The sequence below is a fragment of the Campylobacter sp. BCW_6464 genome, from assembly GCF_001762775.1.
GTDB classification, from domain to species: Bacteria; Campylobacterota; Campylobacteria; order Campylobacterales; family Campylobacteraceae; genus Campylobacter_D; species Campylobacter_D jejuni.
This window is the reverse complement of sequence record NZ_MJXM01000081.1, coordinates 1-18247: the sequence shown is the minus strand read 5'-3', so window position 1 is coordinate 18247 and position 18247 is coordinate 1. Positions and strand designations below refer to the sequence as shown.

The 18247-nt window shown below is 30.2% G+C and carries 31 protein-coding genes; 13 read left to right on the top strand and 18 right to left on the bottom strand.

Annotated elements, in window-relative coordinates:
• From AJ885_RS09540 to AJ885_RS09525, 5 genes are all read right to left on the bottom strand, one after another.
• The coding region (locus AJ885_RS09540) for a phage holin family protein (RefSeq protein WP_002875551.1) at positions 1 to 285 on the bottom strand (285 nt) is incomplete at its 3' end.
• Positions 286 to 287: 2 nt separating this feature from the next.
• Positions 288 to 410, bottom strand: coding sequence for a hypothetical protein (locus AJ885_RS10785; protein WP_002790262.1), 123 nt, complete (start codon positions 408 to 410; stop codon positions 288 to 290).
• On the bottom strand, positions 397 to 645 hold the full coding sequence (locus AJ885_RS09535) for a hypothetical protein (protein ID WP_070280988.1): 249 nt from the start codon (positions 643 to 645) through the stop codon (positions 397 to 399). Before AJ885_RS09535 ends, AJ885_RS10785 begins: the two co-directional genes overlap by 14 nt.
• A complete protein-coding gene (locus tag AJ885_RS09530) occupies positions 642 to 983 on the bottom strand; it encodes a hypothetical protein (RefSeq protein ID WP_002827119.1) in 342 nt (113 codons plus the stop codon). The genes AJ885_RS09535 and AJ885_RS09530 overlap by 4 nt, the downstream gene beginning before the upstream one ends.
• A gap of 10 nt (positions 984 to 993) precedes the next feature.
• Complete coding sequence (locus AJ885_RS09525) at positions 994 to 1383, bottom strand: YcbK family protein (RefSeq protein ID WP_070276122.1); 390 nt, start codon at positions 1381 to 1383, stop codon at positions 994 to 996.
• 148 nt (positions 1384 to 1531) lie between these two features.
• On the opposite strand from AJ885_RS09525, the gene AJ885_RS09520 reads away from it, so the two are divergent.
• The 12 genes from AJ885_RS09520 (at position 1532) to AJ885_RS09465 (ending at position 11401) form a co-directional block, all read left to right on the top strand.
• Complete coding sequence (locus tag AJ885_RS09520; RefSeq protein ID WP_060816345.1) at positions 1532 to 1966, top strand: hypothetical protein; 435 nt, start codon at positions 1532 to 1534, stop codon at positions 1964 to 1966.
• Position 1967: 1 nt separating this feature from the next.
• Complete coding sequence (locus AJ885_RS09515) at positions 1968 to 2783, top strand: phage protease (RefSeq protein WP_002901531.1); 816 nt, start codon at positions 1968 to 1970, stop codon at positions 2781 to 2783.
• A 2-nt stretch (positions 2784 to 2785) separates the two neighbouring features.
• A complete protein-coding gene (locus AJ885_RS09510; protein WP_070281205.1) occupies positions 2786 to 3313 on the top strand; it encodes a hypothetical protein in 528 nt (175 codons plus the stop codon).
• 2 nt (positions 3314 to 3315) lie between these two features.
• A complete protein-coding gene (locus AJ885_RS09505) occupies positions 3316 to 4293 on the top strand; it encodes a major capsid protein (protein WP_002784507.1) in 978 nt (325 codons plus the stop codon).
• Positions 4294 to 4407: 114 nt separating this feature from the next.
• On the top strand, positions 4408 to 4866 hold the full coding sequence (locus AJ885_RS09500) for a phage protein Gp36 family protein (RefSeq protein ID WP_002855185.1): 459 nt from the start codon (positions 4408 to 4410) through the stop codon (positions 4864 to 4866).
• On the top strand, positions 4859 to 5458 hold the full coding sequence (locus AJ885_RS09495) for a DUF1804 family protein (protein ID WP_002803360.1): 600 nt from the start codon (positions 4859 to 4861) through the stop codon (positions 5456 to 5458). The genes AJ885_RS09500 and AJ885_RS09495 overlap by 8 nt, the downstream gene beginning before the upstream one ends.
• Positions 5458 to 7128: a phage terminase large subunit gene (terL, locus tag AJ885_RS09490; RefSeq protein ID WP_052803392.1), complete on the top strand. Its 1671-nt coding sequence runs from the start codon at positions 5458 to 5460 to the stop codon at positions 7126 to 7128. The genes AJ885_RS09495 and terL overlap by 1 nt, the downstream gene beginning before the upstream one ends.
• A 9-nt stretch (positions 7129 to 7137) precedes the next feature.
• Positions 7138 to 8508, top strand: coding sequence for a DUF935 family protein (locus tag AJ885_RS09485; protein WP_070281203.1), 1371 nt, complete (start codon positions 7138 to 7140; stop codon positions 8506 to 8508).
• Between the two features lie 2 nt (positions 8509 to 8510).
• Positions 8511 to 9746, top strand: a complete 1236-nt coding sequence (locus AJ885_RS09480) for a phage minor head protein (RefSeq protein ID WP_070281202.1) — start codon at positions 8511 to 8513, stop codon at positions 9744 to 9746.
• A 125-nt stretch (positions 9747 to 9871) separates the two neighbouring features.
• On the top strand, positions 9872 to 10246 hold the full coding sequence (locus AJ885_RS09475; protein ID WP_002784519.1) for a phage tail protein: 375 nt from the start codon (positions 9872 to 9874) through the stop codon (positions 10244 to 10246).
• Positions 10239 to 10430, top strand: a complete 192-nt coding sequence (locus AJ885_RS09470; RefSeq protein WP_002791401.1) for a tail protein X — start codon at positions 10239 to 10241, stop codon at positions 10428 to 10430. Before AJ885_RS09475 ends, AJ885_RS09470 begins: the two co-directional genes overlap by 8 nt.
• Complete coding sequence (locus AJ885_RS09465) at positions 10424 to 11401, top strand: phage late control D family protein (protein ID WP_002852060.1); 978 nt, start codon at positions 10424 to 10426, stop codon at positions 11399 to 11401. Before AJ885_RS09470 ends, AJ885_RS09465 begins: the two co-directional genes overlap by 7 nt.
• Here the strand turns inward: AJ885_RS09465 and AJ885_RS09460 are convergent.
• From AJ885_RS09460 to AJ885_RS09450, 3 genes are all read right to left on the bottom strand, one after another.
• Entirely contained in the window at positions 11379 to 12038 is a 660-nt protein-coding gene (locus AJ885_RS09460) for a hypothetical protein (protein WP_186820350.1), read from the bottom strand. The two genes, AJ885_RS09465 and AJ885_RS09460, sit on opposite strands and share 23 nt — an antisense overlap.
• Before the next feature lie 91 nt (positions 12039 to 12129).
• Positions 12130 to 12330 carry a CJH_07325 family protein gene (locus tag AJ885_RS09455; RefSeq protein WP_002888033.1) on the bottom strand — a complete coding sequence of 67 codons (201 nt, stop codon included), beginning with the start codon at positions 12328 to 12330 and terminating at the stop codon, positions 12130 to 12132.
• Between the two features lie 132 nt (positions 12331 to 12462).
• Positions 12463 to 12747, bottom strand: coding sequence for a Mor transcription activator family protein (locus tag AJ885_RS09450; RefSeq protein ID WP_002888031.1), 285 nt, complete (start codon positions 12745 to 12747; stop codon positions 12463 to 12465).
• Positions 12748 to 12840: 93 nt separating this feature from the next.
• Here AJ885_RS09450 and AJ885_RS09445 point away from each other — a divergent pair, with 93 nt between their 5' ends.
• A complete protein-coding gene (locus tag AJ885_RS09445; protein WP_070281197.1) occupies positions 12841 to 13512 on the top strand; it encodes an endonuclease in 672 nt (223 codons plus the stop codon).
• Here the strand turns inward: AJ885_RS09445 and AJ885_RS10520 are convergent.
• From AJ885_RS10520 to AJ885_RS09395, 10 genes are all read right to left on the bottom strand, one after another.
• The gene (locus AJ885_RS10520) at positions 13504 to 13674 is read right to left on the bottom strand and encodes a hypothetical protein (RefSeq protein ID WP_186820351.1); all 171 of its coding nucleotides are present in this window, start codon (positions 13672 to 13674) and stop codon (positions 13504 to 13506) included. The genes AJ885_RS09445 and AJ885_RS10520 overlap by 9 nt on opposite strands.
• A gap of 150 nt (positions 13675 to 13824) precedes the next feature.
• Positions 13825 to 14274: a regulatory protein GemA gene (locus AJ885_RS09440; protein WP_032593262.1), complete on the bottom strand. Its 450-nt coding sequence runs from the start codon at positions 14272 to 14274 to the stop codon at positions 13825 to 13827.
• On the bottom strand, positions 14271 to 14963 hold the full coding sequence (locus AJ885_RS09435; protein WP_002878916.1) for a hypothetical protein: 693 nt from the start codon (positions 14961 to 14963) through the stop codon (positions 14271 to 14273). Before AJ885_RS09435 ends, AJ885_RS09440 begins: the two co-directional genes overlap by 4 nt.
• Positions 14963 to 15232 carry a hypothetical protein gene (locus AJ885_RS09430; protein WP_052797567.1) on the bottom strand — a complete coding sequence of 90 codons (270 nt, stop codon included), beginning with the start codon at positions 15230 to 15232 and terminating at the stop codon, positions 14963 to 14965. Before AJ885_RS09430 ends, AJ885_RS09435 begins: the two co-directional genes overlap by 1 nt.
• Positions 15229 to 16191 (bottom strand): hypothetical protein, encoded by a 963-nt coding sequence (locus AJ885_RS09425; protein WP_052840209.1) that lies wholly within the window; start codon positions 16189 to 16191, stop codon positions 15229 to 15231. Before AJ885_RS09425 ends, AJ885_RS09430 begins: the two co-directional genes overlap by 4 nt.
• Positions 16192 to 16299: 108 nt before the next feature.
• Entirely contained in the window at positions 16300 to 16743 is a 444-nt protein-coding gene (locus tag AJ885_RS09420) for a YopX family protein (protein WP_070281195.1), read from the bottom strand.
• Complete coding sequence (locus AJ885_RS09415; RefSeq protein WP_070281193.1) at positions 16740 to 17009, bottom strand: hypothetical protein; 270 nt, start codon at positions 17007 to 17009, stop codon at positions 16740 to 16742. The genes AJ885_RS09420 and AJ885_RS09415 overlap by 4 nt, the downstream gene beginning before the upstream one ends.
• A 64-nt stretch (positions 17010 to 17073) precedes the next feature.
• Positions 17074 to 17253, bottom strand: coding sequence for a hypothetical protein (locus AJ885_RS09410; protein WP_052780836.1), 180 nt, complete (start codon positions 17251 to 17253; stop codon positions 17074 to 17076).
• Positions 17250 to 17735 carry a host-nuclease inhibitor Gam family protein gene (locus AJ885_RS09405; protein WP_002795451.1) on the bottom strand — a complete coding sequence of 162 codons (486 nt, stop codon included), beginning with the start codon at positions 17733 to 17735 and terminating at the stop codon, positions 17250 to 17252. Before AJ885_RS09405 ends, AJ885_RS09410 begins: the two co-directional genes overlap by 4 nt.
• 194 nt (positions 17736 to 17929) lie before the next feature.
• The coding region (locus tag AJ885_RS09395; protein ID WP_070281188.1) for a DUF4406 domain-containing protein at positions 17930 to 18247 on the bottom strand (318 nt) is incomplete at its 5' end.

Sequence of the window (18247 nt, the reverse complement as noted above, 5' to 3'; positions counted from 1 at the left end):
CTTTTCTACAAGTTGCTCAATTTTAAGCAATGCATCTGTCCCCATATAAGCTGCAAAACCGCCCACTGCAACGCTAAGTTTTATGCCAAAATTAAGATAATTTACAATTTCAAAAACTAGATATGCTACAAACATAGAACCTAGCATACCTTTTAAAAAGAGTGTAAATTTACCTTTTAAATTAAGAGCTTTGCTTAATTTATTTTTTGTTACAATTCCTACAAGTCCAGCTATAAAGCTTACTATCATTAAAACCATATATACAAATATATCTTCTAATTTCATTGCTAGTTCCTTGTAAAAATTTCAAATAAATATAATAAAGCTAATGCAAAAGTTGAAAACAAAAGAGCTATAAGAAGATCTTTTGCAATGCTTTTTTGATTTATCATTTTATTATTTTCTTTCATCTTTCTCTCCTGTGCAAAGCTTGGCTATATTTTCAACTTCTAAGTAATACTTAGAGATTTCTTTAGCACTTTCTAAGTCTTGTTTGTCTAAAGGCTTTAAAGGAAGTTTTAAAGGGCATTTAATAGGAACTTTAACTTCTTTGATTTCAGTTTTAATCAAAATATCTTTAGAAGCACAAGCGCTTAAAAAAACAAAAGGTATAATTAATAGGAAAATTCTCATTTTATCATTCACTTTTTTGCTCCTAAAATATTAAATAATTCTTTATAAGCTTTAAGTTCACTCTCACAGCTTTTATCTTTAATAAAAACCTTATCCACTTTTAAAACTTCTTTTAAAGTCTCTTTGGGCTTTAAATCAAGTTTTAATTTATCAATAGCTTTATTTTGCTGGGCTAATTTATCTTTAAAAACATTGATTTCATTGTTAAAATGCAAAGCTTTAAGTTTTAGATTTTCATTTTCTAAAGCTAAAGCATTGTTTTTTAAATATAAAAAACCACAAAGAGCAATTAGAACAAAAAAAGCTATTTTTGAAGGACTTAAAAACCTTGATAAAATAAAACTAAACACAATCTTTTCCTTATGGATAAGTCCATCTTGCTTTTTTGCCTCTAGTGTCTAAATGTACAAACCCAGCATAAGGATCATTAAAATTATGTTTTATAGCAATCCCTAAACCTCTTTCGCCATAGGTGTTTAAAACATATTGATGAACTTCTTCTGTTTTAACTCCTTTAACCACAAAGTCCGCTGCACTTCCTATAGTGTGTTGGCTTTTAGGGGCTCCACCAATCTCTGCATTATGCTCTTTGCAGCGATATCCACTATTTATAATAACAGGAGCATTGTAATGTTCTCTGATTTCACAAAGAATGTCTATAAGCTCATCACTTGGTACATTTTGAGGCAATTCACATTTGCCGCATTTACATTTAAATTCGCTTTCTTTAAAATAAGGGTTATTTTTCATTTTCACTCCTTTAAAATGTCGTAAGTTTAGTTAAAAAGCTGACCCAAAAACTAGAAAAATTTTGTGCTAAAACTCTTTGAAAAAATAATTTGCTTGATTAAAAAAAGAACTCATTTTAAAATTGCCGCTAATTTTTAAAGGATGAAAAATGCTTAAAAGTTTTGAAAATGAGCTTTTAGAACTATTAAAAGATTTTAAAGTAAGAATGTATTTAGGCGAGTTTGAAGACATCCAAAACATAGCAAGTTGTATTAATAATTTAGATGCTTCACTTTTGCTTGATTTTGAAGGAGAAAGTTATAAAGATTTAGAAAATAAAGTGGGAACTTGGAAACTTTATATTTTAACCCATACAAAATCAAAAGCTCCTAAACACAGAATTGATGCTAAGCATAAATTATTTGATGCAATAGAAGCTGTTGATAAAGTGCTTTTAAATGCAGAACCTAGCAATGGTTTTAGAATAGAGCTTAAAGATCTTAAAAAGGTTTACGAAGGAATAAGCGATCATGGCTATTTAAGCATTTATGCAAGAACTTTGCAAAGTAGCTTTTTACCAAAAGATGATTTTTTAAGGATTTAAAATGCTTTTTATCAATAAAGAAAATTTAGTCGAAGTTAGCAATGATAAGCCCATAAAAGTGGCAATTAAGGGTGAGTGGAAAGGGCATAATAATGGCAGGTTTAAGGTTGATGATAAAGATTTAAACTCAATGATTGATAATTTTAATCAAAAAAAGATTGATTTGGTTATTGACTATGAGCATCAAAGCTTAAAAAATGAAAAAGCACCTGCTGCAGGTTGGATTAAAGAGCTTTATTTGGAAAATGATGCCTTAATGGCTAAGGCTGAGTTTAACGAAGAGGCTAAAAAATATATAGCAAATAAGCAATACCGCTATTTATCCCCTGTGTTTGAATTTAATTCAAAAGACAATAAAAGTGGAGAACTAGTAAGAGCTAAGCTTCACTCAGTCGCACTAACTAATACGCCATTTATTGATGAGCTAGGCGAACTCATTGCTAACAAAAATAATATTCATCAAAACAAAGGAGAGAAAATGGATGAAAAAATCAAAGAGCTAGAATCTCAGATTATAGCTTTAAAAAATGAAAACAGTTCACTCGCTTTACAAAATGAAGCTTTAAAAAAGCAAAACGAAGAAAGCGTTAAAAACTTAGCAAGCTCTTTAGTTGATAATGCTTTAAATAGCGGAAAAATTGCTAATTCCCAAAAAGAATGGGCGCTAATGTATGCTTGTAAGGATTTAGAAGGCTTTAAAAGCTTTTTAGATACCAAGAATGATCAAGTGCAAGTTCCAAAAAATAATGTTTTTGCAAATAAAAACACAGCAAAAACTAATGAGTTTGATGTTGTGAAAATGATGTTAGGGGATTAAAAATGGCTAAAGCTAAAAAAGAAACCCAAAACCTAGAAAATGAAGACTTGGAAACTGGAGACTTACCTAAAGCTTTGTCTTTAGAAGATGAGAACCTAGTCAATGAAGAAGCTGTGAGTGAAAATGAAACCGCTAAGGAATTTATAAATGAAGAAGGAGAAGAAATGCCATCAAAGGTCACACCAAAAAGCTTAAGCAATGATCCTTTAATTGCTATGCCAAAAAGCCTTGAAAGTTTTATCAATAAAGATTTGTTTTCAATTAATGCGAAAATAGATCTTGAAACTAATGAAAGCTTAGCTCTTGGAACGCTTTTAATCAGCGAAGATTTTGGAGAAAGCTTTAAAAAATGTCCAAATGAAGATATTAGTGCAAAAGAAAATGTTAAATTAGCAATGCTTAAAGATCACGCTTTAAGATCCGGCGTTTATGGGGTTTTATTAGCAGGAGAAATCAATTTAAAAGGCGTTCATGTAAGTGCGGTTAAAAAGGCTTTTATGCAAAATTTAATTATTAATACTAAGGAGTAAAAATGGATTTAGAGCAACTTTTGGAACTTTTTTCAAGTACAAAAATAACTGAAGTTATTAATCAAACCAAAGCTTCACCTCGCTTTGTAAGTGATACTTTTTTTAAGGATAAAATCCCAAGTTTAGAGAGCACTGTAAGGGTTGAAATTATAAAAGGTGCTGGAATTGTTTTAAATAGCATTTCAGATAATGGGGAACATTCTTTAGAAAATACTAAAGACGCTTATATTTTAAATATACCTTTACCACGCTTTGCATTAGCAAAAAGAATCAGTGCGAGTGAGATTAATTCTTTAAGGTCTTTAGCATTGCAAGAAGCTCAGGCTAAAAGCTTAAGTGGAGCTCTTGGGGTTTTGGTTAAAGAAATGAAAGAAAGCTTTAACACTACACTTGAATATATGGCAAATGGTGCTTTATTTGGCAAGATTTTAGATGGCAAAGGAAATGTGCTTTTTGATTTTGGAAGTGCAAGTAAGAAAGCTGTTAGTGTTAAAAAAGATGGGAGTGTGACTTTAGCCAGCATTTGTGATGCGATTGATTCAGCAATTATTGATGAATTTGGAACAAGTGCTGATTATGAAGTGCTTTGTGGAAATGAACTTTTTGCGGCTATTTCTAACTTGGCATTAAGCGAAGATCTTTATAAAAATCATCTTGCAAGTAGGGATGAGAAAGATAAGTCCTTAATTTTATATGGCACCAAATATCGCCGTTATAGTGCAAAATATAAAAATACAAATGGAAAAAGCGTTGAATTTTTAAAAGGCACTGAGGGTATGGTTGTGCCAAAGGATAATTCTAATCGCATTTATTATACAAGAGCAAATCATACTGATGCTTTAGGAAAAGCACCAAGTTTAATGTTTGTTTCTAAGCCTGAGATTTTACCTCGTGGGGCTGGAATTGAAATTGTAGGCGAAATGAGAGCCATGCCAGTTTGCACCAGACCAAATGGACTTATTAAGCTTGTTTTAGAGTAAAACGCACAATTTTAGCTTTAAAGGCAAAAAATGCTTTTAAAGCTAAAAAGATATTAAAAAAAGATTTTAAACGATTTTAACCATATTTTAACCACATTAAAAAAGGTTTTTTAAATGAATTATCAAGACATTTTAGAAGAAAAGCTTATCACAGAAACTAAAACGCATTTTTTTATGATAGATGAAAAGGATTTAATCAAAGAATTAAGCGTTCATGCCATAGCAGAGCTTAGCGATTTAAATGCTGATGGGGTTTGTGATAAAGAAGTGATTGATGATGCTATTAATGATGCACAAAGTTATATTGCAAGTTTTATAAAGATACCTAAAAACCCAACTCCTCTTTTAAAAGATATCTGTGTAAAGCTTACAATTATGGAATTAAAACGCCGAAATGATTTTCCAAAAGAAAGCTTAGAAGAGATTAGAGAGTGGGCTAATGATTTACTTTTAAAAATGGCAAATAAAAAAATTCCAACTGAAATCAACGAAGATAACTTTATCCCACAAAACAAAGTTAGAGCGTTTAAAATTAAAAGAAAAAGAATGGATTTAAGGAGATTAAATGGCTAAAAATTTAACTTCCACCACAAAGCCTAAGATGGCAAAGGTCGGGTGTGGCCTTCAGGTGGGTGCAGAGAGTGAAACTCCTGCTCGTAAGGATAAATTTACTTCATCCGCGAAGTCTCAAAACAACTTAAAAGATTTAGCAAAAGAACTTTATATTGCAGGTTTTGATATATTTAAAATTGCAAAAATTTTAAACCGCAATGAAAAAACGATTAGAAATTACAAAGCCAAAGATGGCGATTGGGATAAGCAAAAAGCTAATCTTTTAACTTCAAAAATAAAAGATAAAGAAAGTGCCTCATTATATGAAAGTTTTACCGAGCAAATGTTTTGTGCGATTGAAAATATAAATACTGATGAAAAAATGAATGCAGAAAAGAAAACTGAAGCCATTGCAAGGATAGGCGATAGCTTTTCAAAAATGAGAAAGGTTGCAAGATTAGAAGATCCAAGCAGCTATCGTTTAAATGTTGCTAAAAAAGTGGTTGAAATTATCATAAGTCATTTAAAAAATGATAAAGATTGCGTAGCAAAACTTGTATCACTTTTAGAAAGTGGAGTGATAGAAAAAGAAATTTTAGCAATGGATATTTAATGCTTTTTTCCAAAGAAGAACTCGATGAGTTTTTAATCTCAAACGAACAAAAGCACGAAAACACTCCAAATGAACTAAAAGGTGCTATGCAAAGAAAAGACTTTTTAGAATGGATGGATGAGCTAAAAAATGAATTAAAAACTCAATTTTTGCATGAAAGCCATTTAGATCCTACTTTAAAAGAAGAAAGAATTAAAAGAGCGAGTGTGGATTTTGATTATTTTGCAAGAACTTATTTTCCGCATTATTTTACCATTAAAGGAGAATGTGGCTTACATTTGCACTTAAATGAAGTTTTTACAAAAATCGCACTTAAAAAAGAAAGCAAAGGTGAAAAACACGCCATAGCTGCACCAAGAGCTCATGGCAAATCCACCTACACTTCACAACTCTTTCCTTTGTGGTGCTTAGTTTTTAATTATAAAAGCTTTATAGTAGAGATTTCAGATGCGGTCGAACTTATGGAAGGAATGCTTGAAGCTATTAAAGCAGAGCTTGAAGATAATCCGCATTTAAAGCTTGATTTTCCCGAAGTAGTAGGAATTGGCAAAACTTGGCGCGTAGGAGAGTTTGTAAGTAATAATGGCGTAAAAATTAAAGCCTTTGGCAGTGGAAAAAGACTTCGTGGGGTTAGATATGGGGTTAAAAGACCTGATTTAGTTATTTTAGATGATTTAGAAAATGATACTAATGTCAGGAGTAAAGATCAAAGGGATAAATTAGAAGATTGGGTGGATGAAGCGGTTTTAAACTTAGGGAGTGCGGATGGAAGCTTAGATGTGCTTTATATTGGAACCATTTTACATAATGATAGTGTTTTATCTAGAAAATTAAAGCTTGGTTTTTGGAATCCTAAAGTCTTCCGTTCCATCGAAGAGTTTCCACAAAGGCTTGATTTATGGGATGAATACGCCACGCTTTATAGAAATACTGATTTTAATACCGCTCATCAATTTTATTTAAAAAATAAAGCTTTAATGGATAAAGGGGCTAAGGTTCTTTGGGAAGAAGCCAAAAGCTTAGAGGATTTAATGAAGTTAAGGGCTGAAAATCTAAAAGCTTTTAATAAAGAGCAACTCAATAATCCAAGAAGTGAAAATCAAATCTTTAGCCTTGATGGCATTAATTTTTATGATGATTTACCCGCCATTAATCAGTATTATATGTATATTGACCCAGCAGGAGAAAAAGCAAAAAGTGACTTTACTGCGATTACCATTATTGGTAAAGGTGCAAAGGGTTTTTATGTAGCAGAAAGCATCGTAAAAATCTTAAAAGCACAAAGCATTATAAAAACCATTTTTAATCTTCAAAAGATTTATAAATGTCGCTTGATTGAAATTGAAACTAATGGCGGTCAATTTTTCTTAAAAAAATGGTTACAAGAAAAAAGCTTAGAAAGTGGAGTTTTTTTGCCTTTGCGTGGTAAAAATAATAGCGTTAGCAAGTTTGAACGCATTGAGAGCTTAAGCCTTGCTTTTGAAAATGAAGAGCTTTTTTTACATAAAAGCCAAACTATGCTTATAAATCAACTTTTAGAATTTCCAGAAGGGAAAAATGATGATGCACCTGATAGCTTAGCAGGAGCATTTTTATTAGCAAGAACTAAAAGTAGCATTAAAAGAAGAAAGCATCATTTTAACTCTGTTTCAAGAATAAGGCGTTTTTAAAGGAAAAATATGAAAAAAGAAATCAAATCCAAAAGAGAAGTGATATTAAAAAACAATAGTCTTATAAACACTCTTATAAACTCAAGCTATTTAAATGTGCTTAAAATCAGCGAGAACGATCAAAGAATGATTTTTAAAGATCTAAGCTTTACTCAAGCTCATCAATCACGAAGGAGTGTGATTTTAGCAAAAGAGCTTCAAATCGTTTGTGAAAACGAAAAAATAAAAGAAAGCTTTGAGTATCTTTTCAATCCTGATTTATTAAGTCAAATCTTAGAAACCTATCTTTATGGGCTTAATGTATTTGAAGTTAATTACAAGTTAAAAGATGGTTTTTACTATCCAATCTTAAAACAAAGAGATTTTAGAAATTTTGGCTTTAATGAAAATGATGAGTTAGTTTATAATGGCAATGGTTGCGAAGAAATTGTGGAAGATAAAAAAGCAATTTATGGACTTTTTGGCTCTAATTTTTTATTTAAAAATGGCGATGCCTTATTAACAAAGCTTTATTTTCCAGTAAAGCTTAAAAATGCAAGTTTAAAGTTTTGGATGGAGTTTTTAGAAAGATTTGGTTCTCCTTGGGCAGTTGCAAAAACAGATAGCGATCCTGATGCACTAGCTTCTGAAATTCATCAAATGTTAAATGGCGATAGTGCGGTCATTGATAAAGAAGAAGAGCTTGATTTAATCCAGCCAAAGGCTAAGGCAAATTATAATGAAATAATAGATTACTTAGATAATCAAATAAGAAGCGTGGTTTTAGGAGCTAATTTAAGTTCTCAAGTGAGTGGGGGTTCTTTAGCAGCGGCTGAGTCACATAATCAAATAAGAAAAGATTTAGCCGCCCAAGATGGACAAATTGTTCTTTTTATTTTAAATCGTGCCATTAAGTTTTTCAAAGAAATCAATCATTTTAAAGATGAACTCTATGTGCAGTTTTTTAGCGAAGCAGAACCAAAAAGTGAGCTTTGCGAAAGGGATTTAAAACTTTTTAACATGGGCTTTTGCTTTGATGAAGAATACATTAAAAGCACTTATAATGTAGAAGGTGAGCTTATAAGAGAGACTTTAGAAAAAAAAGACTTTAAAGATTTAGAAAATGATAAAAAAGTCTTTGAAAACAAAGTAAAGTTTATACAAAAAAAGCCTATGGATAAAATTGATGCAGCACTTGAAAGTAAAGAGTTTAAAGTCATTGATGAGCAAATTAAAGAAAAGCTAGAACAAGCCTTTAATCAGCTTTTAAATGATTCTAATTCTTATGAAGAGCTTTTTGAAAACTTGCAAAAAGAGTTTAGCGATATTTCTATCAATATTTTAGAAGAGTTTATGTTTCAAGCTTTAGCTAATTCAAGTATTTTAGGCTATGGGGATTAAAAATGTTTTTTGGTAAGCCAAATAAGGCAATTGAATATTTACAAAGCAAAAAACCCCAAACTAGCTTTGATTATGATGAAATAATGCATGAAACACATAATAAAGTCTTTACCATTGCAAAGCTAAATGATTTAAATCTTTTAAAAGATATTCAAAACTTTTTAATAGAGGCTTTAAAAAATGGGGATAAATTTGAAACTTGGAAAAAGCAAATTACCCCAAAATTAAAAGCTAAAGGATGGTTTGGGGACAAAGTAGAGGTTGTAAACCCTAAAACAGGAGAAGTTAAAAATATCAAAATAGGCACTTCAAGACTAAAAAAAGTCTTTGAAACAAATATGAGAATAGCAAAAGCCCAAGCGGTGTGGGAAAACATTTTGCAAAGCAATAAAGAATATGTGCGTTGGATAAGCTTACTTCATGGCAATCGAAGAAAAGAGCATTTAGCCTTACATGGGATGATTTTAAGAAGAGATGATCCTTTTTGGATTAACAACCGCCCACCTTGTGGTTATGGGTGCAAATGCTCCATTCAAGGTGTAAGTGAAAGTGAATTAAAGCTTTATGGCTGGAAGCTTTCAAAGCAAACACCAGCTGATTTGGCGGATAAAAATTTTAACTACAATAAAAACTTAGGCGTAGAAAAGCTTGAAAAACTTTATAAAGAAAAGATAAGCCAAATAAGCCAAAACTTCATAAAGTTAGAAGCTTTAAGCTTAGCAACCAAGACAAAAGAGAATGCACAAAGTTTTCAAAGAGAAAAAGAACTCTATATTTGGCAAAAAAGCTTAGATGATATGGTGGATGAAGTCATCATTAAAGATAATCAAAAATATCCTATCAATTTCATACAAGTAGGTAAAATGGATAAAAGCACCAAAGAGTTTTTAGAAAAACTTAATAAAAAAGACTTAGAAGACTTATACTTTACACTGAGCAAAAACAATCTTTTACACGCAAGTCCTAAAAGAAAGGCAAGTTATAATCAGGCTTTAAGCGCGGATGAAATCAAGCAAATTGTTAAAGTTTTAGATGAAGCAAAAGAAGTTTATTGGGATAATGCAAATAATTCTTTATTGTATTTCTTTGAAGATAAAAAAGATGCTAGTCGTATCAATAAAATTGTAATTACCCCTGATTATAAGCTAAAGAAGTTTGGTAAAACCAATGCAATAGTTACATTAGGAAAAGTAGAAGCGATTAATAAAGATAATAAGACATATATTAAGATCAGATAAGGCGGTGAGACTTGCACTCACAATACATACCCCAATTAATTTGGACTATCCTACTACTACATTTTAGGTATCAACCTTATCTAATTAAGATAATTTTAGCTTGATGAAACTAAAAAGGAGTTTAAATGGTTTTAGCTTTAGGAGAATTTGAGTTTAAAGCTTTAAATTTTGATAATTTAGAAAGAAGCTTAGAATATAACATACAAAGTCAAAATAGGCTTAATAATCATAATGCTTTATTTGCAAGTTCTAAAGAAAGCGAAAAGATTAAAATACAAGGCAAAACTTTACCTTTAAAAGGGGATAGAAATACTTATTTAGATAAGCTTGAGAATATGGCAAAAGAACAAAGATCTTTTATCTTAACAGGAGCTAATGGAAAGTATTATGGTAAATTTGTGATTTTATCCTTAAATGAAAACAGAAGTGCATTTGTAGATGGAAGTGGCTTTGTAGCACAAAGCTTTAGCATGGATTTAGAAAGGGATTTTGATGAGTAAGATTTACATAGCTAAAAACAACGAGAGGCTTGATAGTATAGTCTATAAGCATTATGGGACACTTTTGTATTTTAATCAAGTTTTATTAGCCAATCCAAGATTAGAGCCTCTTTTAAAAACAGGGGATAAAGTGATTTTACCTAGTATTGAAATCAAAGAAAGCAAGGAAAAGGCTTTATGGTAAGAAAACCTAAGTTTAAACTTATTGCCAAAGGTGAGGATATCACAGAAAAACTTTCTAAAAATCTCATTAGCATTAGTTATGAAGATAAAGAAAAAGCTGAAAGTGATGAGATAAGTTTAAGTGTTTTTGGGCTTTATTCCAAGCCACTTTTTGGGGATAGTTTAGAGCTTTGGCTTGGCTTTGAAAAGCTTTATAAATGTGGAAGCTTTAGTGTGAATGTAGTGAGTAAAAACTATACTTCAAATACTACTGAAGTTAGAGCAAGTGCTATTAATTTTAGTGGAAAAGGCAGCGTTAATATAAAAGAGAAAAAGACAAGAAGCTTTGAAAACACTACTCTTTTTACCATAGCAAGAAAAATCGCAAATGAAAACAATCTAAAAATCAAAACAAGTGGAGAGGATCAAAATATAGTAAGTATTTTACAAAATAATCAAAGTAATTTAGAATTCTTATATAGTATATGCTTTGATTATGGTTTTATTTGCTGTGTAAAAGAAAATACTTTAATCATTACTCCAAAAGATGGTAAGATTGGCGATAATGCTGCTAATATCACAAGCAAGAATGAAAATTTACCCTTATTTGAAATAGCTTTAAAAGAATGTATTTCATTAGAAATTTCAGAAAGTGCTAGAAATGAATATAGTGCCGTAATAGCAGAATGGCAAGATATAAATGAGGCAAAGATAAAAAGCATAAAAGTAGGAAGTGGGGAGAATATATATAAAATGCAAATCTCACAACCAAAAAATGATAATGAAGCTTTTAAAAAAGCACAAGCAAAACTCAATGAGCTTCAAAAAGGTGGATTAAATGGAAGATGTGAGCTTATTGGGCGTGAAATAAGAGCAGGTGGAAAACTTAAGATTAAAGATATTAATATGGATCATTATGAATTTAGTATTAAAAGCGTGAGTCATAGTTTTAATGACCAAGCTTATATAATTAGCGTGGAGTTTGAGAGCTAGATTTTTTATCTAGATAGGGTAAAGATTTATTGTAGAGTTCTTTGTATTGTTTGTGTAAATACTTATTGTTTATTACTTTTCCTTGTACATCTTTGCCAAGATATAACAATTCTTGCATTCTTATATCCTTAAATTCTTTAAATAATTTTGGATTTTTTTGTTTTACTGACTTAATAGATAGTCTGATAAACATTTTATAATTATCAAGCGTTCCCCTATAAAGATGATTTTTTGCTTTATTTATATTTCCTAAATCATCATTTCCGTGATAAACACTTGTAAAAATATGAGATAAGGCATTGTTAAATTCAAGTAAAGCTTGAACTAAAACACTTCTTCGATCCTTGTCTTTTGCAAATTCTTGACCTTCATCGTGCTCTATAGTGTCAATAATTCTAAAGTCTGAGCAAGAAACACAAAAATCCGATAATAGGTTTTTAAAATCCTGTGTTAATAATATATTATAATCAAAAGTAGAATGACTGATTTTATCAATTTCAATATCTAGACATTCTTGTTGTTTATTGCCAATGTAATTTTTAATATCTATTTTTAAATTATCAAGCCCTTCCTTCTCTTCTTCTTGCTTTAATTTAGAAGAAACAAGCAATTTAAAAAATTCCCGAAATTCTATCAATAGATCAACATTCCTACCTATTTTTGTTTTTTGTTGAAGAGAATGGATTAAGTCATATTGCAAATATCTGCCATATTGAAAGAAAAAAGAATTAAAAATTTTTATTTGCAATTTTTTCCTCTACATTATATTTTTCATACATTCTATCTAAAAAATTACTTGTTTTTTTAAGACTTTTATCAAGCTTTGGATTGTCTTTTCCGTAAGTTAATTGCCCAACGCTGCCAGTATTGTTGCAAAAATCATTGACATAATTTATCTTTCCATAACTATCTCTAACCAATTTTTCCATTTATTTTCCTTAAAGATATAAAACCTTGACAAATTAAAAGGTTTTTAAAATTTAATAATATCATAATTAAATTAAATTTTTGCAATAAAAATATCAAATTTAATTGAAATTTTTTCAAAAACCAAAGAAAAACTAAAACAAACTTGGTTCTAAATTCTCTCTCAATTCTTTAGTGATTAAATACACCGCATTTAAACTTAAATCGTATTTTTTAGCACATTCCACACTTGCATTTTTAGTGGTTAAACCTTGTTTTATAAGCGTTTTAAAATCCTGTTTTAATTCTTCATCTCTAAGTAGGGTTTTGTAGCTTGGTATATAAATATTTGCACCGCCAAATTCTTTTAAGATTTCTCGTTTGTCGTTATTTTTCACAAAATCAATAAAATATTCAAAGTATTCGTTATTGCTAAGCAATGCTAGTCCTATTTGAGTGTTTTTGCAAATTATAGCAAAAAAGCTAAATTTTATTTAGTAGGGTATAATTTTAAAAAATAAAAAGGAGAATAAATGAAAAAAATAATAAGCGTTTTAATACTTGCTTTAAGCTTATTAAATGCTAAAAGTTTTGAAGAAAGCAAAAAAGAATTAGTAAAATTTTATAATGATCTAGGGAGCTCTTACTGGTATGATTTTTATTGTCAAGCACCTTTTAAGGTTAATAAAAAAGGAAAATATATTAGTTTTGAAGTGATTAAAAGTGATTTATATGCTCCTAGAAACGAATACACCAAAAAAGGAAAAATTAACCAAAGAATCAAACGCATAGAATGGGAGCATATTATGCCCGCCCAAAACTTTGGAAAGCATTTACCTTGCTGGAAAGAAGGTGGCAGAAAAGCTTGTAAAAATGATCCAACTTTTGCAAAAATGGAAGCCGATAAACAAAACCTAGTCCCAGCCATAGGAGAGATAAATGGGGATAGAAGCAATTTTAGATATGCTGAGGCTCCTACTAATTTAAAATATACTCAATATGGAAATTGTAAGGTTTATACTGATTTTAAAGCAAAAAGATTTTATCCTGCAAATTATTCTAAAGGCTGGATTGCAAGAAGCTATTTATATATGAGTAAGACCTATAATATTAAATTGTCAGATCAAGAAAGAAAGCTTATGGAGGCTTGGGATAAACAATACCCTATGGATGAGAAAGAAAAAAGAATTAGAGCATTACTCTAATTCTTTGCAAACTTTAGCCACAATTTCATCTATATCAATAACCAAGCTTTTATCTTTTTCATCAAAACTCTCATCAATTCTTTCTCTAATTACGCAAATCACATTAAGTAAAATCCCAAAATCTTTATCAGTTTTAATCTGATGAGTGATTCCATTATGCATTATTTCAAGGCTTGTTCTTTTTGCGGCAAAGGCAATTTGTGAGTGTTTTTCTATGCCTAAGGTTAAAAAAACTCTGCATCGTAAGAATGTATTTCTAAAATCATTTTAATCTCCTTTTGTTTTGATGAGACAACATTAGCTTCGTTTGGCTTAATGTGTGCTGTTGTTTTCTAAATTTTTTAGCCCTAGGATAACTTTATTAGCATCTTCAACGCTTAAATACCAAAGATGCAAAGGTCGTTTTTTAATAATATTATTAATAAACTCTCTTAAAGCCCACTGAGTAGGATTTTTAGCATTTTTACTCCAAATGGCTTGTATCATATTAAGTTGCTTTTTTGTAGCCCTTCCGCTTTTAGTGTTTTCTTTTTTAAAATACCTTGCTTTTTTGGTATTTTGCTTTTTTAAAAACTTTTCATCATAGCCCAAAGTTATAGCAAAGTCCCTTAGTTCATCTATGCTCAAATCCTTACTTGAAGCTTTGCCATATCTTTGATTTAAAACCCAGCGATAGCTTTCATCATCGCTTAAATTAGCATCTTTTCTTAAAGTATGAATGATTTTAATTAAGTGCTTTTTTAAAGTGTTTTGAGTATTCATTTTTTAGCCTTTAAAATTTGCTCTAGTTTTGAAGTAAATTTATCAATATTTGCATTATAAAGCTTATCTTGATTTTTTTTGTATTCTAAATAGTTTTGCTCGTAATCTTTATTTATTTTAGTTTGGCTAGGAATTTGAGTTTTAATAACAGGACTTATTTCAATTTTATTATCAAAAATGATTTTATCTTGGTTTTTAAACATATATTCAACTAGCTTATTATAAAACTCTCCTACATTCAGTGGTTTTCTTTGCTCATCACAAAGCTCTTTATTAGCATTAATAAAATAAAGATTATCTCCACAATCAACATGCTTTAAAACAGGCTTTCCTAACTCATCATAAACAATGTTACCATCATAATATCTAAGTACAAAAGAATATGAGAAATCTCCTTTTTTTGTTTGAAAAATAAAACGATTTGAAAATGAAATGAAAAGCCATTCTAAAAAAGACTCTATATTTTTGTACCTTAAGTTTAAATCAAGCTCTGCAAAGGCGCACACAAGAGAAAGTTTTTCATAGCTTGTACCAACAAATTGCTTTTTTAACATGGTTAAATCATAGTATTTTTTAAAGCCTAATATATCTTTTGGTGTTTTGGCTTTAAAATAAAGTTTTTCTATAACCACTGCTTGAACTTCACTAATACCAAAAAGCTCTTTTAGTGCCTCTTTTGCATTATCCATTAAAACTCCTCTTCTAGCCAAGAAGCTAAAGCTTTTTGTTTATCTTTGTTTTTATATTTGTTTGCTAACTTTGGAAGCCAAGTTGAATTAAGTGCTCTTTTCCAGCATTTTAAAGGCTTTTTATTAGCCATGAGCCACCTTCCATCATCTTGCTTATAATAATTTATAAAGCTTTCTGCTATAAAATAGGGGATAGAGCAAGAGTTTTTAGTATTAAACTCATCAATGGCTTTAATTAAATCTTCTTTACTTGGAGGGTTAAATTTCATAACTCATCCCCAAATAAGCTTAATTCTTTGTCGTTGCTGTCTTTATTGTCAGCTTTTAAACTTTTCCAAACAAAAGTGCGACCATTTTCCCCGCCAAGCTCACTTTCCCAAAAAACACCTTTAAATTTCTCTAAAGTATTCCTTGAAAAATTATCACTTCTGCTTACATCAAGGGCTGATAAAATCTCGCTTGTGCTTAGGCTTTTTTCTTCTAAAAGCTTTAAAACTTTTTCTATAAAAGCTTCTTCTTTATTGCTGATTTTAGCGTTTTGTAAGTCGGTGTTTTTAATATTTAGGGTTTTTGTATTGATAAAAAAGGCTTGGTCTTTAATTCCTGCTCTTTCTTTTTGCACACTAAGCAATACTTCAAAACCTTGCTCTAAATTAGCTACTTTTTGTAAAAAATACATGCAATCGCTTGAGTTTCTAATATGATTTGAACCTTTAAAGGCTCTGCCATCTTTTGTAGAATGGTGTAAAGCCATAATGGTTGCCCCACATTCTCTTAAATTCATGAGTAAAGACATTAAAGACATCATTTTAGTATCATTATCAATATCTGCAAAATTGCGTAAAGAATCAAGTACAAATAAAACCCCTTCATAGCTTCCTGCTACGCCTTTGCCTTCAATCATTTCTAAAAGCTCATAAGCTGAAGTTTTTAAGCTTGATCTGTGAATATAAGTGAATTTGCTTTCATTTAAAATAAGTTCACCAAAACCTCTTTCATTTAAAACATTTAAAGGATTATCCATGTCAACATAAACGATGCTTTTAACCCTTGTATCTTTGCAAAGTGTTTTAGAAATGGCGGCACTTAAATAACTTTTTCCACTTCCACCATTTGCGTAAATAATGGTTATTGCTTTTTTAACTAAAAAATCAGGGATTAAAAACTCTAATTTCTCGTTTAAATCTTTATTTTTTAACTTAAACTCATTTAAAAAATCCAAATTCATCTTTTTTCCTTGCTAAAACTTAATCAAGCCCATTAAATCAATGGACTTTGTTAAATTTTTTGGCTTTTTTAACATATTTCATTTTTATGTTAAAATTTTTAATATTTTTTAACATTTCAAAAGTTCAGGATTTTCATGGATATTTCCAATGATTTCCATACTAAAAGTGAAATTTTCTTCTAATTGTTCATATGAATAATCATCAATTCTTGGAAAGAAACCATTATGTTTAGAAGTGAAAAACAACCCATTGTAAGTAATAGCATTAGCATAAGCTATTACTTCTTGGGTTCGGGTTCCATCATAAAAACTAAAACTAAATTTTAAAATATCATTTTCATAAATCTTCTTTCCATGTTCATCATATAAACCAGTCCAAAGTTCCATTTCTTTATTATCATCTCTTTCATCAAATTTAATACAAGGAACAAGCTTATCTACATAGTGAACTTTGGCGGGTAAAACGGAGTTTAACTTAGCTAAAGCTGGATATCCCACATAGCCATTCTCTAATTCACTCCAAATCCTAAAATCAAAATCTCTTAACTTCATCTCTCATCTCCATTTATGCTTTTTGCCATTTCTTGCCACTCTTTATCACTTTTAATCGTTTCATTAAGTTCATTTAAAAGCTCTTTAGCTTCATCGTTATCTAATTTAAAAAATAAAGCTTTTATCGTTTTTTCAGGGTAAGTTCTGCTAACCCTCCTAAAGAACTCTTCTTGCTCATCATTGCCTAAGTTATAAAAAAGCTCCATGATTTCATAGAGGCTGACATATTCTAAATCAGTCACATCAATTTTTGCATTTACATACATTTTTTAATCCTTTTGTTTTAAATTAAGTTTTAAAAACTTAATCAAATCCGCCTTAGCGGACTTGTTAAATTCTTTTAAGTCTGATTTTTTGCTTTGAAGTCATTTTCTTTTTTCTTTTAAAGCTTTGCTTTTTTAGCTTAGGCTTATTTTTAAAATCAAGTTCTAAAAAACCATTAAAATGAGCGGTTTTTGTTTTAAAAACACTATTTAAAAGTTTAAAAGCCGCTAAGGAAAGCTCTCTCATTTTTCAATCTCCAAGCTTTCAATCTTTGGCTCTATTCTAAAATTATCTTTTACAACCCTTTTAAGTCCTAATTTTACTAAGGTGCTATCTTCAAGCTCTGCAATGGCATCTTTATTAAGTTCTTCTTTATAAGTAATGCAATCATTAAGTCCATAGCTTTTTAAAGCTTTGATTAAATTGTCAAATTTTTCTTTTACGCGTGGTAAAGAAACGCTTTTGCTTAAGCGGTAACCAATCTTACCAAAGGTGAATTCTTTGCTTCTTTTTTCTGCAAACTCGTGCTTGTTATTCTCGCAAAAGGTTGTAATGCATTGCTCTATGTATTTAAGCTCATCACTTAAAACCTTAATCTCTCCTGCACGAGCTTCTTTAATCTCATTGCAAGCTAAAGTTACTTCTCCATTAATCTTTTCTATTTTTACACTAAGTTCTGCCACTTTTTTAAGTGCAAGATTTACATCTTCTAAATTATTTATTTGCATTTAAATCTCCTTTAATTTATATTTTTTAATTTGATAATCCCAAAGAACTACGCCATATCTTAAAAGCACTGCGTGTTTAGCTCTTTTCTTAACTATCCTTAAACCTTTTTTTTCACGCAGTGTCGCGGAGCCTTCAGGTGGGTTAAGGGAGTGTAGCTCTTTATCGCAAAAGGTGGCTTTGCCACATTGCGAAGTCAAAGAGGCAACTCCAAAACTAGCTCTTTAATGCCAAGCTTTTTAGCTAATGCTAATTCTTCTTGCATACCTTGTGAATATTTTGCATCTTTGTGTTTGCTAAGATAAATATAATCACACGCTTTTAAAAGCTCTAATCCCATTTGTAAAGCTTTGTCTCTGTGCTTGTTTTCATCCAAATAACTAAATTGTAGTATGGGTGAAACAGGCACAAAACCTTCACATTCACGCATAATTTTTAAGCATTCTTGCTGGGCTACACTAATAGCCTGAGCTTTTCTTTGACTTTCTCTTATTGCTAAAGCTTTGTAAGGAGA

Bases quoted from the DNA above. Each gene is read 5' to 3' on its own strand.
- AJ885_RS09420 (WP_070281195.1), bottom strand. From the start codon at position 16,743: ATGAAGTTAAGAGATTTTGATTTTAGGATTTGGAGTGAATTAGAGAAT.
- AJ885_RS09480 (WP_070281202.1), top strand. From the start codon at position 8,511: ATGTTTTTTGGTAAGCCAAATAAGGCAATTGAATATTTACAAAGCAAA.
- AJ885_RS09495 (WP_002803360.1), top strand. From the start codon at position 4,859: ATGGCTAAAAATTTAACTTCCACCACAAAGCCTAAGATGGCAAAGGTC.
- AJ885_RS09405 (WP_002795451.1), bottom strand. From the start codon at position 17,735: ATGCAAATAAATAATTTAGAAGATGTAAATCTTGCACTTAAAAAAGTG.
- AJ885_RS09505 (WP_002784507.1), top strand. From the start codon at position 3,316: ATGGATTTAGAGCAACTTTTGGAACTTTTTTCAAGTACAAAAATAACT.
- AJ885_RS09445 (WP_070281197.1), top strand. From the start codon at position 12,841: ATGAAAAAAATAATAAGCGTTTTAATACTTGCTTTAAGCTTATTAAAT.
- AJ885_RS09515 (WP_002901531.1), top strand. From the start codon at position 1,968: ATGCTTTTTATCAATAAAGAAAATTTAGTCGAAGTTAGCAATGATAAG.
- AJ885_RS09525 (WP_070276122.1), bottom strand. From the start codon at position 1,383: ATGAAAAATAACCCTTATTTTAAAGAAAGCGAATTTAAATGTAAATGC.
- AJ885_RS09430 (WP_052797567.1), bottom strand. From the start codon at position 15,232: ATGAAATTTAACCCTCCAAGTAAAGAAGATTTAATTAAAGCCATTGAT.
- AJ885_RS09455 (WP_002888033.1), bottom strand. From the start codon at position 12,330: ATGGAAAAATTGGTTAGAGATAGTTATGGAAAGATAAATTATGTCAAT.
- AJ885_RS09435 (WP_002878916.1), bottom strand. From the start codon at position 14,963: ATGGATAATGCAAAAGAGGCACTAAAAGAGCTTTTTGGTATTAGTGAA.
- AJ885_RS09485 (WP_070281203.1), top strand. From the start codon at position 7,138: ATGAAAAAAGAAATCAAATCCAAAAGAGAAGTGATATTAAAAAACAAT.
- AJ885_RS09465 (WP_002852060.1), top strand. From the start codon at position 10,424: ATGGTAAGAAAACCTAAGTTTAAACTTATTGCCAAAGGTGAGGATATC.
- AJ885_RS09415 (WP_070281193.1), bottom strand. From the start codon at position 17,009: ATGTATGTAAATGCAAAAATTGATGTGACTGATTTAGAATATGTCAGC.
- AJ885_RS09410 (WP_052780836.1), bottom strand. From the start codon at position 17,253: ATGAGAGAGCTTTCCTTAGCGGCTTTTAAACTTTTAAATAGTGTTTTT.
- AJ885_RS09510 (WP_070281205.1), top strand. From the start codon at position 2,786: ATGGCTAAAGCTAAAAAAGAAACCCAAAACCTAGAAAATGAAGACTTG.
- AJ885_RS09500 (WP_002855185.1), top strand. From the start codon at position 4,408: ATGAATTATCAAGACATTTTAGAAGAAAAGCTTATCACAGAAACTAAA.
- AJ885_RS09475 (WP_002784519.1), top strand. From the start codon at position 9,872: ATGGTTTTAGCTTTAGGAGAATTTGAGTTTAAAGCTTTAAATTTTGAT.
- AJ885_RS09425 (WP_052840209.1), bottom strand. From the start codon at position 16,191: ATGAATTTGGATTTTTTAAATGAGTTTAAGTTAAAAAATAAAGATTTA.
- AJ885_RS10785 (WP_002790262.1), bottom strand. From the start codon at position 410: ATGAAAGAAAATAATAAAATGATAAATCAAAAAAGCATTGCAAAAGAT.
- AJ885_RS09520 (WP_060816345.1), top strand. From the start codon at position 1,532: ATGCTTAAAAGTTTTGAAAATGAGCTTTTAGAACTATTAAAAGATTTT.
- terL (WP_052803392.1), top strand. From the start codon at position 5,458: ATGCTTTTTTCCAAAGAAGAACTCGATGAGTTTTTAATCTCAAACGAA.
- AJ885_RS09440 (WP_032593262.1), bottom strand. From the start codon at position 14,274: ATGAATACTCAAAACACTTTAAAAAAGCACTTAATTAAAATCATTCAT.
- AJ885_RS09470 (WP_002791401.1), top strand. From the start codon at position 10,239: ATGAGTAAGATTTACATAGCTAAAAACAACGAGAGGCTTGATAGTATA.
- AJ885_RS10520 (WP_186820351.1), bottom strand. From the start codon at position 13,674: ATGCATAATGGAATCACTCATCAGATTAAAACTGATAAAGATTTTGGG.